The 10,972-nt window shown below is 63.2% G+C and carries 15 protein-coding genes and 1 pseudogene; 15 read left to right on the top strand and 1 reads right to left on the bottom strand.

Annotated features, from left to right (window positions below; genetic code table 11):
* Positions 1 to 486 precede the first annotated feature (486 nt).
* Entirely contained in the window at positions 487 to 1,011 is a 525-nt protein-coding gene (locus QZX93_RS03610; RefSeq protein WP_295392752.1) for a CIA30 family protein, read from the top strand.
* On the opposite strand, the gene QZX93_RS03605 is transcribed toward QZX93_RS03610, so the two are convergent.
* Positions 999 to 2,006 (bottom strand): WYL domain-containing protein, encoded by a 1,008-nt coding sequence (locus tag QZX93_RS03605; RefSeq protein ID WP_295392751.1) that lies wholly within the window; start codon positions 2,004 to 2,006, stop codon positions 999 to 1,001. The genes QZX93_RS03610 and QZX93_RS03605 overlap by 13 nt on opposite strands.
* 235 nt (positions 2,007 to 2,241) lie before the next feature.
* On the opposite strand from QZX93_RS03605, the gene QZX93_RS03600 reads away from it, so the two are divergent.
* The 14 genes and pseudogenes from QZX93_RS03600 (at position 2,242) to QZX93_RS03535 (ending at position 10,556) form a co-directional block, all read left to right on the top strand.
* Positions 2,242 to 2,613 carry a hypothetical protein gene (locus tag QZX93_RS03600; protein WP_295392750.1) on the top strand — a complete coding sequence of 124 codons (372 nt, stop codon included), beginning with the start codon at positions 2,242 to 2,244 and terminating at the stop codon, positions 2,611 to 2,613.
* Between the two features lie 10 nt (positions 2,614 to 2,623).
* Positions 2,624 to 2,920 (top strand): type II toxin-antitoxin system PemK/MazF family toxin, encoded by a 297-nt coding sequence (locus QZX93_RS03595; RefSeq protein ID WP_295392749.1) that lies wholly within the window; start codon positions 2,624 to 2,626, stop codon positions 2,918 to 2,920.
* A 108-nt stretch (positions 2,921 to 3,028) separates the two neighbouring features.
* A complete protein-coding gene (locus QZX93_RS03590) occupies positions 3,029 to 3,454 on the top strand; it encodes a hypothetical protein (protein ID WP_295392748.1) in 426 nt (141 codons plus the stop codon).
* Between the two features lie 2 nt (positions 3,455 to 3,456).
* Complete coding sequence (locus QZX93_RS03585) at positions 3,457 to 5,718, top strand: ATP-binding protein (protein WP_295394364.1); 2,262 nt, start codon at positions 3,457 to 3,459, stop codon at positions 5,716 to 5,718.
* 461 nt (positions 5,719 to 6,179) lie between these two features.
* On the top strand, positions 6,180 to 6,455 hold the full coding sequence (locus QZX93_RS03580) for a type II toxin-antitoxin system prevent-host-death family antitoxin (protein ID WP_295392746.1): 276 nt from the start codon (positions 6,180 to 6,182) through the stop codon (positions 6,453 to 6,455).
* A gap of 34 nt (positions 6,456 to 6,489) precedes the next feature.
* A complete protein-coding gene (locus QZX93_RS03575; RefSeq protein ID WP_295392745.1) occupies positions 6,490 to 6,765 on the top strand; it encodes a UPF0175 family protein in 276 nt (91 codons plus the stop codon).
* Entirely contained in the window at positions 6,762 to 7,256 is a 495-nt protein-coding gene (locus QZX93_RS03570; RefSeq protein WP_295392744.1) for a DUF3368 domain-containing protein, read from the top strand. Before QZX93_RS03575 ends, QZX93_RS03570 begins: the two co-directional genes overlap by 4 nt.
* Before the next feature lie 175 nt (positions 7,257 to 7,431).
* Entirely contained in the window at positions 7,432 to 7,782 is a 351-nt protein-coding gene (locus QZX93_RS03565) for a hypothetical protein (RefSeq protein WP_295392743.1), read from the top strand.
* A gap of 374 nt (positions 7,783 to 8,156) precedes the next feature.
* Complete coding sequence (locus tag QZX93_RS03560; protein WP_295392742.1) at positions 8,157 to 8,408, top strand: type II toxin-antitoxin system prevent-host-death family antitoxin; 252 nt, start codon at positions 8,157 to 8,159, stop codon at positions 8,406 to 8,408.
* 14 nt (positions 8,409 to 8,422) lie between these two features.
* Positions 8,423 to 8,718 (top strand): annotated as a pseudogene (locus QZX93_RS03555) (type II toxin-antitoxin system RelE/ParE family toxin).
* A gap of 84 nt (positions 8,719 to 8,802) precedes the next feature.
* The gene (locus tag QZX93_RS03550; protein ID WP_295392741.1) at positions 8,803 to 9,027 is read left to right on the top strand and encodes a type II toxin-antitoxin system Phd/YefM family antitoxin; all 225 of its coding nucleotides are present in this window, start codon (positions 8,803 to 8,805) and stop codon (positions 9,025 to 9,027) included.
* 99 nt (positions 9,028 to 9,126) lie between these two features.
* Positions 9,127 to 9,411, top strand: coding sequence for a BrnT family toxin (locus tag QZX93_RS03545; protein WP_295392740.1), 285 nt, complete (start codon positions 9,127 to 9,129; stop codon positions 9,409 to 9,411).
* On the top strand, positions 9,408 to 9,611 hold the full coding sequence (locus QZX93_RS03540; RefSeq protein WP_295392739.1) for a hypothetical protein: 204 nt from the start codon (positions 9,408 to 9,410) through the stop codon (positions 9,609 to 9,611). The genes QZX93_RS03545 and QZX93_RS03540 overlap by 4 nt, the downstream gene beginning before the upstream one ends.
* A gap of 309 nt (positions 9,612 to 9,920) precedes the next feature.
* Positions 9,921 to 10,556, top strand: a complete 636-nt coding sequence (locus QZX93_RS03535; protein ID WP_295392738.1) for a Sir2 family NAD-dependent protein deacetylase — start codon at positions 9,921 to 9,923, stop codon at positions 10,554 to 10,556.
* Positions 10,557 to 10,972: the final 416 nt, after the last annotated feature.

The raw sequence follows: 10,972 nt of genomic DNA, 5'->3' as shown, positions 1-10,972 counted from the left end.
CGACTGAGCAAAGATTACGAGCGCAAACCGACTTCAAGCGAAACACAGGTTTATATTGCATCCGGACGCTTGCTTCTTCGGCAGATCTGCAATAATCAAACGCCGTATTTATTAGCCGTTAAGTAAGCCTCTATCTCAAATATATATTTTGGGCGAATATATTACTGGTGGAGTGAGCTTGACCTAACACTGAAACCGGTTCATTTCGGAGTAGCAACAAGACGCATCGAAGCCCAAGAGTGGTACGACGAGAGCGGCACAGAGCAATCGGCAGGAGGTTACGACAAGGCATATAAAACCATAAGAACTCCGATTTATGGCAAAGACATATCTATTAATGATGATTTCACAGCAGAACATAGACCTAGCTTCAAACCGGAAAATGAACGCAAGACCATTCCCGACTGCCACATTTGGAGAGATCGCCTGGCCACATGGTGGTAACTTCATTTATTTAGTAACCCCCCGCATGGCGTCCCATGATTGATGACTCCCGCACCCGACCCAATCATCGACGACCGCACCAGTGGCAACCTGAACAGCAACCTGGGCACCCGTTGGCAATGCATCGCCGACACTGTGATGGGCGGCGTCTCACGGGGCGGACTGGCCGCGGAGGCGATCGATGGGTGCCCCTGCCTGCACCTGACCGGTCAGGTCAGCCTGGCGAACAACGGCGGATTCGTGCAGGCCGGTCTTGATCTGCGACCCGCCGGTTTGTTGGATGCCCGGGGCTGGAGCGGGATCGAACTGGTCGTCCGCGGTAATGACGAGACCTATAACCTGCACCTGCGCACGGTCGACACCCGCATCGTCTGGCAGTCCTATCGTGCCTCGTTCCGCGCCGGTCCGCAATGGGAGACGGTGCGCCTGCCCTTCGCCGACTTTACCCCCTACCGAATCGACCGCCCGCTGGACCTGAGCACCTTGCGGCGACTGGGGCTGGTCGCGATCGGCCGCGCGATGGCGGCCGATCTGTCTGTCTCTCGCATTGCTTTCTACTCGGGATAAAGTGCCGCCACCTTCGCCGCCTGCACCGCCACCACCCGGCGCAAATCCGGCGGGGCGACCACCTCGACATTGGCCCCGGCCCCCAACAGCCAGCGCAGCAGTTGGCCCGTCTGGGGGACCTGCGCCCACACCCGGATGTCAAAGTCGGAATCGGGCAGCTCTTCCTCCCAGTCCTGGCCTGCGGCCAGCGGGCAGTCGATCAGCACCGTCGCCAGATAGCCGCGCGCCCGCAATTCCAGGTCGATCTGCTCCCCCCGACCGAAATCCACTTGGCCGTTGGCGATGGTCTGATCCAGATCGAAGCCCACCGCCTCGCGGGCGGGGGTCTGCGTCAGCACCTCGGCCCTGATCATCCGGTGCAAGGCATAAAGCCGGACCGGTTCTTCCTCGTCGTTCTTCAGCGCAAACAGATAGGGGATGGGTCCGCGTTGCACCAGCGCCTGGGGGTGCAGGCAGGCATCGCTGCGCTCCTCCTCGGCGTTTTGATAGAGCACTTGCAGGGCACGGCGTTGCGCCAGCGCCTCGATCACGGCCTCCAGCACCTGGGCAGAGAGTGCCGCGGGTTGCAGGCGCAGGGTGTCGGGGACGATGCGTAGACGCCCCTCGTCGAGCCTGAGACCCTCGGCATTGTTCAGTAACCGCTGCCACAGCCGATCGAGCTGGTGCTGGGGCAGGGCCTCCGCCACCAGGTCGCGCATCGACTGAAGGTTGTACTCCCAGATCGCCTGGTCTTCGTCCGGTGCGTCCGTGAGACGGCGATAGCGTAATGGCTTGCCACCGGGGTTGACCGCCTCGATGCGCCCTGTCTTCACCAAGGCCTCCAGATCGCGTTGCAGCTTACGCCGGCCTGCCGTCGGCTTGGGGCCGGCATAGGCATCACCGAGACTCTCGAGCAGACGCGCGCCGTCCGGGCAGTCGCCGGGTGTCCACCCGCGGGGCAGCAGGGTTTCAAGGCGCTTGAGCCGCGCGAGCCGGATTTGATGGGTAGCAACCATGGTCGCAGTGTACGACAGAGTTTGACGTATGGCGATCCTTCAATGTTCCTAACCACTCCGCTTTAATGTCTTGCAAACTGAGTTGTTATATCCCGCACGCGAAAACGCAGTGAACCGGGTTCGCTCCTCTTACATAAAATCTTATGTATGAACTTATGTGCAATCATACGTGTTGACAGAGATCGATCAGATGCCTAAGCTCCCTCTCGTCTCAACTGACAGAGGACCATCGATCATGAGCTACATCAGTCCTGAAGCCGTGCAAGGGCCGAAGAAAAGGGTCTCCGGCGTCCATGTCATCTACGACGGTGGTCCCGGTGGTGGAGCGGTCTGCGAGCTTGAGTGGGACGGCGAACCTGGAGTCGCCATCCGTTGGACCGGCGAAGATGACTGGCCGCTCGGCAATCCGCAGAGCAGGGGAAATCCAACCTGGTTTCTTGTGCCCGCCGAATTTCAAGAGGCGGTCCTTGAGCGTGCCCGTGAGCTCGCGCCGGAGTCGGAGGAAGAGGCCGCCTATCGCGCCATGGCCGCAGACGCCGAGCGCGAGACCGCTGCGCTGGACTGGAGCAATGCACTGATCGGAGACCTGAACCGTGCGGCGGGGTGAGGTCTGGTGGGTGAACTTCGACCCCGCCGTGGGCGGCGAAATCAAGAAGCGCCGTCCGGCGGTGATCGTCAGCAATGATATGGCGAATCGCTTCCTGAACCGGGTTCAGGTCGTGCCTTTTACCAGTAACACCGACCGGCTCTATCCGAGCGAGGCCAGGGTCAGCATTGAGGGGACCGTCAGCAAGACCATGGCCGACCAACTCACCACGGCCGACAAGTCAAGACTCATGGAACAGATCGGGAGCCTCTCCGCGGCTGACCTGCGCGCGGTCGAGGGTGCGATCCGGGTCCAGTTGGGTCTCTAAGACCTCGCGTTTGTGCATCGCAGATGCGACAGGCACTGACGTATGGCGGTGGTTGAATAGGCCCCGCCAGTCGCAACAAGACCAACCGCCACCCGAGAGGAATCCGCCATGGCCCCGAAGAACCAAGACCTGTCGTCGCGCCAACTGCTTGACCTGATCGGTCTGAGCGACGAGGCCCCGCTGGACCTGCTCGCGGACGAGCCGCTGGATGGGCTCAACGGCGACCTCGGCGCGGCCCTGCGGGAGCGCTACCGGTCGTTCAGCGAGCCGCATTGCTTTGCCCCCGGCGACCTTTGCAAGTGGAAGCCCGGGATGCGCAACCACCGCCTCCCGCGCTATGGCCAGCCGGTCGTGGTGCTGGAAGTCCTGGAGACGCCCCTGTTCGACGGGGAAACCGATGCCGGATCGACCTATTACCGGGAGCGGCGCGATCTCGTCGTCGGCCTGATCTGGGAGACCGGCCCAGCCCGCGGCGACTTTGTCAGCTTCCACTTCGACCGCCGCCGCTTCATGCCCTGGGCGCAGGAGAATTGAGCATGAAAGACCATCGGACCCTCTGGCGCACCGACTTTGCCACCGTCCCCGCCGCCGCGCGCCGGGCCGCCCGCTATGCCCTGCAACTGGTGCGGGGCGATGCGCGTCTGCGTCAGGACTTGAAGGATAACGACGTTCTGGGCGCCCTCTGGGAATTGACCCTGCCCTTGCTCGATCCTGACGCAGTGGTCGTGCTGCTGTCGCCCTATGCCGATTCAGAGCGTCACTGGCTGTCGCCGGGCGCGGTCGATTGGGAGGAGTGGGACGATGTGCAAGGCGGACAGACCCTGGACTATGAAATCGCCCGCAGGGCCAACGATGGCCGGGACCTGCCGCCCCGACCACTCGGTGCCGCAGAGCTGCGCGAGCGCCTGCGTGCCTTTTTTCGGACACTCCCGCGCCGGGTGCTGAAGCGGCTGGCGCAGGCCGACGGGGCGGAGCCAACCACCCCGACCATTGCGCTGCTCGGCGAGGCCCTGGCGCTCGATGCGACCGCGGTACGCATCCTCGATTTCCTCGAGCACCGGGAGTTGCGCGAACCGCTGCGCGTGTTGTTGCGCGCCAACGGGCGCACCAGTGGCCGCATCGCCCCCCGGCTGAACCTGGGGCGCCTGGCGACCCTGCTCGGCCTGGATCTCGCGACCACGCAGAGTGCTCTGGACAGGCGCGCCCCGCTGCGCGCACTCGGGCTGGTGGATTGCGAGGACGGCCTCTGCGACCTGGAGGACTTTCTGACCCCCACCGGCCTGCTGGGCGAGGTGCTGGAGGCCGCCCCGCGGGATGCCGAGGCGCTGCTCGCATTCTTGATCGAACCGGCCCCGGCCGGGGCCTGGCGCCTGGACGCCTTTCCGCAGTTGGCGGATGCGGCGGCTCGCCTGCACGGGGTCTTGTGTCACAGCGCAGCCACCGCGGCGGTCGGCGTCAACGCGCTCTTCTATGGGCCGCCCGGCACCGGCAAGACCGAACTGGCGCGGGCGCTGGCCGCGGCCTGCGGTCTGCGCGCCTACCAGGTGCGCAGCGCCGATGAGGATGGTGACGGGCTGCGGCGCACGGGTCGGCTCTCGGCCTATCTGCTGGCCCAACGCCTGCTCGGGCGGCGGCGCGACGCGGTGCTGATCTTCGACGAGGTCGAGGACGTCTTTGGTGGCGCTGAGGACCTGTTCGCACTCCTGCGCGGGAGCCGCACGACCGGCCGGCAGAAGGGCTGGATGAACCGCATCCTGGAGGAGAACCCGGTCCCGGCCATCTGGATCACCAACGACGCCGACAGCATGGACCCCGCCTTCCTGCGCCGCTTCCTGCTGCCGGTCGCCTTCGTCACCCCGCCGCGCTCGGTGCGTCGCCGCATGGTCGAGAGCCATCTGGGCGACCGCGACCTGCCGCCGGCCCTGCTCGATGAACTGGCCGCCGATGCGGTCCTGGCGCCGGCCCAGTTGGGTGCCGCCCGGCGGCTGCTGGACCTGCACCCGCAGGCCCAGGCCGAGCAGACGGTCCGCGCCGGGGTGGCCGCGGTCCGCACCCTGCTCTATGGCGCGCCGACGCCCCGGAGCCGCACCCCGGCGACCCGCTTCGACGTGGCCTTTCTCAACCTGGCGGGCGGCATCGCCCCGAGCGCCATCGCCCGCGCCCTGGCCGCGCAGGGACGCGGCAGCCTCTGCTTCTATGGCCCGCCCGGCACCGGCAAGACCGCCTTTGCCGAGGTCCTGGCCGAGGCCCTGGACCGCGAACTGGTGGCGCGCCAGGCCTCCGACCTCATCTCGCCCTATGTCGGGCAGACCGAGCAGAACCTGGCGCGGCTGTTCCGCGAATGCGACCCGGCGCACTCAGTCCTGCTGCTCGATGAGGTCGACAGCTTCTTGAGCGACCGGCGAGCGGCCCGGCACAGTTGGGAGCGCACCCAGGTCAATGAGCTATTGCAGCAGATGGAGCGCTATCCCGGCATCTTCATTGCCGCCACCAACCTGATGTCCGGTATCGATGCGGCAGCCCTGCGGCGATTCGACTTCAAGCTCAATTTCCGGGCGCTGACCCCGGCGCAACGCCTCGCCCTATTCGCACGGGAGGCCCTGGGCGATAGTAACGCGCCGGTCGCACCGGAGTTGGCGCGCTATCTGGAGGCGCTCCAGGGATTGACCGCGGGTGACTTCGCCAACGTCTGCCGCCAGCGCAGCCTGCTCGGTGAGGCCCTGACGCCCGAGCAATTCCTGCGGCGGCTGGCGGCGGAGTGTCGATTGAAACAGGCCGATGGGCGGGAAGCGGCATAGCCTCTCCCCCATTCTCGTGCCACCGCTCCAGCGGTGGCACGCCTGTGTCAGGCGCTTTGCGCCGGGGGTTCCGGAGGTCGAGGCTTCAGCCGGTCCGGTCGGCCGTCAGGCCGACCGACTGGGGGCGCCGCACCCCAGTGCGGCCCGGCCATCAGCAGCACGCGACGCCGCGGGTCATTGCGAGATCGCGCCGCACTGGGGTGCGGCGCTCCCAGTGGCGGCGCGGCGTCGATCATAATCCCGGCCAGTGGTGTGCGTAGTCAGGGCTTCCAGCCCTGACGGTGTCAGGCCAAGATAGCCTGACTACGCACCTGGCGAGCCCAAGTGGCCGGAAGAATGATCAAGGCCGGCGGCGCTTATCGTCAAGGCCATGGTGCCAATGCCTTGGCGTACTTGTTGCGCGGCGCCGTCCGACTGTTACACTTGACCAATCCACGTTAGTTAAGCACTCAGTCGCCCCTATGATCCAGGTCAATATCCACGAGGCCAAGACGCAACTTTCCAAGATCGTCGACCAGGCGTGCCGCGGCGAGGAGGTGGTGATCGCCAAGGCCGCTACACCCGTCGTGCGCCTCACCCCCATCGCGCCCCCCACCAGCGGTCGGCGGTTCGGCGCGCTGAACGGTAAGGCCCGGGTCGACCAGCGCTTCTTCGAGCCCTTGCCGGAGGATGAGCTGCGTGCCTGGGTCAGCAACGAGACCCTATTCGATCACTTGGACGTGCAGCGACTTTGGTAGCATTCGCCCATCGACAACCGCGTCGAGGACACACATGACTGCATTAACCCTTGCAATTCCCGATTCCGCATTGTCTGCCCTGCGCCGTTCGCCGACTGAATTCGGCCGCGAGATGAAACTGGCGGCGGCCATCCACTGGTACGGGCGTGGTCTGATGTCACAGGAGCGAGCGGCCGAGTTGGCTGGGATGAACAGACGCGATTTCATCCACGCGCTGGCCCGCGAAGGTGTCGATGTCTTTATCCTTGATGATGACAGTCTCGCGCGGGAACTCGGTCAGGCTGAAGGCGGAACGGCTGCCGCGATATGAGCGAGCGCCTGGTACGGCTGGTGGTGAATAGCTCGCCCTTGATCCACTTGGCCGAGGCTGGCCTTCTGCACCTGCTCAGGGATGCCGCGCCGACCGTCTGGGTCCCGGAGCCGGTGGCGCGGGAGATTCGCGCTTACGGGGACCTTGACCCGACAGCGCGGGCACTGGCCGCCCACGACTGGCTGGAGGTGCAGCCGGTTCCCGCGGCATCGGCGCAATGCTTGGCCTGGGACTTGGGTCCGGGAGAAACCGCGGTACTGGAGTTGGTCCGGGGCTTCCCCGAAAGCACGGCGGTAATCGACGACCTGGCGGGGCGCCGCTGCGCCGAGGCGCTGGGGTTATCGTTGCGCGGCACGGTCGGCCTGGTGCTCGCGGCCAAGCAAACCGGTCGTCTTGCTGCCGCCCGCCCGGTTCTGGAGCACCTGCGCGACAGCGGGATGTATCTGTCCGATGCGGTGCTGCAACGGGCGCTGCGGTGGGTGGGGGAGTAAAGGATGTGATCGGACGGAGCTGCCCAGTCGCAGCCTGTTTCTTGGCAAACCTCAATGACCGGAACAACCGCATCCCGGACTGGCGGTCACGAGCACTTGACGCGCGTCCGGGCGGGGGAGAATACTGCACTCAGGGAACTGTCAATAATCAATGTCTTCGACTGAGCGGAACGCGATGCAACTCACCCTGCAAATTCCCGACGATCTTGCCGCAGAGCTGCGACCCCGCGAGGGGCGTCTGCCGCGCATCCTGAGCCTTGGTCTACGTGAGCTCGATGCCCAAGGGGCTGCCGGATTCTCGGGGTTGGCTGACGTGCTGGAACTGCTTGCCAGCCTGCCCACCCCGGAGCAGATCATGGCGCTACGTCCGAGCCAAGCCCTGCAAGAACAAATTGACCAGATCCTTGAGCGCAGCCACGAAGGCGCCCTGTCGGACGAGGATGAGCAACAATGGCGCAATTACCAATACATTGAGCATTTGGTCCGTAAGTCCAAGATTCGCGCTGCTGCAACTCAATCGCCCTGAACGGATCGAAGAGCGGCGGATGCTGATGCTCTTCGGTTTATGGTCCGAACCCGCCCGGCCGCAACGACGATCCAGCTGGGGGGCTTAACCTCAGGGTCCACGACCTGGTTGCTGCAAGCCGCCGCCCCGGCGACTTGACGCGCGTCCGGATGGGGGAGAATACTTGACCGGACTCGCTCACGGTTGTCAACGACGACGCAAATCTCAAGAAGTGGCGGACGATGCTCCGCGATGCGCTGCACGAGATGGCCCTCGCCGATTGAGCGCTTGGCCGAGGGATTCCGGCCGGAAACGCCCTACTCGAACAATTGCCAGTGGGGTTGAACCTTTTCCGCAAGATCGCGTGATTTCTTCTCTTGGCCTGGAGACTCCCGATGAAACTTGTGCTCGCGAATTGCTCGGCCAGTCTCTCCGAATTGAAGCGCGACCCGGCGGCCGTGCTGGCGGCGGCAGGCGGAGCAGCGGTCGCTATCCTGAATCATAACGAACCGACGGCCTATTTGGTTCCGGCCGACACCTACGAGTGGTTACTGGATCGCATCGAAGATGCGGACCTCGCGCAGACCGTACGGGAACGCCAGTCTCAGCTCGGTGAGGCGATCGAGGTGAATCTGGATCAACTCTGAGGAGGTGCGCAGGCATGACCTATCGGCTCAAGTTCTTGCCGGTCGCGCTCAAGGAGTGGGAAAAGCTGGCGCCGCCGATTCGGGCACAATTCCAGAAGAAACTCGCCGAACGGCTGGAGACGCCGAAGGTCCTTCGGCGCGGCTGCACGGATTCGATGAAGTCTACAAGATCAAGCTCCGGTCGGTCGGATACAGGCTTGCGTATCAGGTCCTGGACGATGCGGTCGTCGTCATCGTGTTGGCCGTCGGAAAGCGGGAGCGGGGCGAGGTCTATCGGAAGCTCGGTATGCGGGTCTCTGATGACCATTGATGCGGAAACAATATCCTCTGGTTCCTGGTCGTTTTAGATTGTACACTTGACCAAGCTACATTATCTAAGCAGTACGTCGCCCTTATGATTCAGGTTAATATCCACGAGGCCAAGACGCAGCTTTCCAAAATCATCGACCAGGCGTGCCGCGGCGAGGCGGTGGTGATCGCCAAGGCCGGTACACCCGTCGTGCGAATCACCCCCATCGCGCCCCGCCCCAGTGGTCGGCGCTTCGGCGCTCTGAGCGGTAAGGCCCGGGTCGATCAACGCTTCTTTGAGTCATTGCCTGAGGATGAGCTCCGTGCCTGAGTATGAGCCATCAGAAAACACAATTTTAGCTCAGTGAGGCCATGGCTTTAAGAATGGCAGCGCCGAGTCCGACGTGACTACTCCGGAGCTTTTCCGCAGATGCACTTTCAATGGGATGAGCACAAGAATCGCACGAATCTGCGCAAACACGGCGTCGATTTTCGAGATGCGGTCTATGCATTCGCCGATCCTCATGCCCTTAACATCCCTGATGACGACCATTCTCAAGGCGAGGAACGGTGGGTGTTGCTTGGAGTGGCCACAGACCATCAGCTGTTACTGGTCGTTCACACGGACTGTACAGCCGGTGAGATCCGGCTGATTTCTGCCCGCCGCGCCACACGCCAAGAGCGCGCGACCTATCAAGCGAGGCTTAAACGATGAAAGACCAATACGACTTTTCCAACGCGGAACAGGGCCGGTTCTTCGTGCCCGCAGACGAAATTGAAGTTCCGATCTACCTGGATCAGGATGTGTTCCGCTATCTCAAGGCCAAGAGCACCGGAAGCAATGCCGACGTACAGACACTGGTGAACGATCTATTGCGAAAGGATATTGAGATTGCTGATCGCTTCGTTCGCTAGCCGCGGGTGGATAGGTATGGCACAATGACTTCGGACGTGGACGACGTTGATCCAGGCAGCATCCACCGTCCCGGCGGTGTGATCGATGCGCTGCGCTTATCCACCCTACGTACTGATGCTCTCCGGTTTATGGTCCGAACCCGCCGGCTGATAATCCGTTGATCATCGTCGTGGTAGCGCTGCACCTCCCCCGTTCTCGTGCCACCGCTCCAGCGGTGGCACGCATGTGTCAGGCGCTGCGCGCCGCGAGCGCCGACGGTCGAAACGATGATCAATCGGTCGGGATAATGATCGCCACCAAGTCGCACCATGAACATGCCGTTTGAGAATGATTTTTCCCGAGCATCGGACCTGATTAAACACGCGGATGCACTTGTCGTGGCAGCAGGTGCCGGCATGGGGGTGGATTCCGGGCTTCCAGACTTCCGCGGCAACGAAGGTTTCTGGAAAGCCTATCCCGCGTTGGGTCGCGCCCGGATCAATTTCTACGAAGCCGCATCCCCCGCAATGTTTCAGCGTGATCCCCGGTTGGCATGGGGCTTCTATGGCCATCGGTTGATGCTGTATCGGGAGACTGCACCCCATCCCGGCTTTGAAATCCTCAAGCGTTGGGGGCAGGGCATGCGGCACGGGGTGTTCGTGTTCACCAGTAACGTGGATGGACACTTCCAGAAGGCCGGCTTCGATGCCAATAGCATTGTGGAGGTCCACGGCTCCATCCACCACTTGCAGTGCCTGTCGCGGTGCCGGGATGCAATCTGGTCGGCTGAAGACTTTGAGCCTGTGGTGGATTCACAGACATGTCAGTTGGTCAACGCATTACCCACTTGCCCATATTGTAATAGTTTAGCCAGGCCCAACATCCTGATGTTTGATGATGTCGATTGGGTCGAAGAACGCCAGTTGCAGGGGTCTCGGGTGCAACGGAACAGAAAACCTAGGTAAGGGGCCGAGACGAGGCCCCGGGCGCTCTCAGGCGCTGGCGCAAGCTCCCCCGTGGGGCAGGGCCAGGATGAGCCCCGCACGCTCCCAGGGGCCGGCACAGCCCGCCCCTGGGTCAGGGCGAGGCCCCGGGGCACCTGCCCCCTGTCGCCTCGTTGGGGTAGACCTCAGCGGAACGCCCCGATGAGACAGATTTAGCGCCTCGTTAGGGTCCGCCCCGGCGATTTGAGACGCGAGCGGACGAGGATCTAGACCCAAACGAGGCGGTCCACGGGCTTACCTAGTACCGCAGGATGAAAGTGCTCGGACCATGTCAAGCTAGGCTGCCAACGGCTTGCCTTGGTAGGTCCAGCGGAATGGTTTGGCCATTGTCTTGTTGAAATAGTCGATGAAGTTTTTGATTTTCTGGCAAAGGTCGT

This window comes from uncultured Thiodictyon sp., from assembly GCF_903946935.1.
GTDB lineage: Bacteria > Pseudomonadota > Gammaproteobacteria > Chromatiales > Chromatiaceae > Thiodictyon.
Note: the sequence above shows the minus strand (reverse complement) of the source record. Positions and strands in the feature narration are given on the sequence as shown.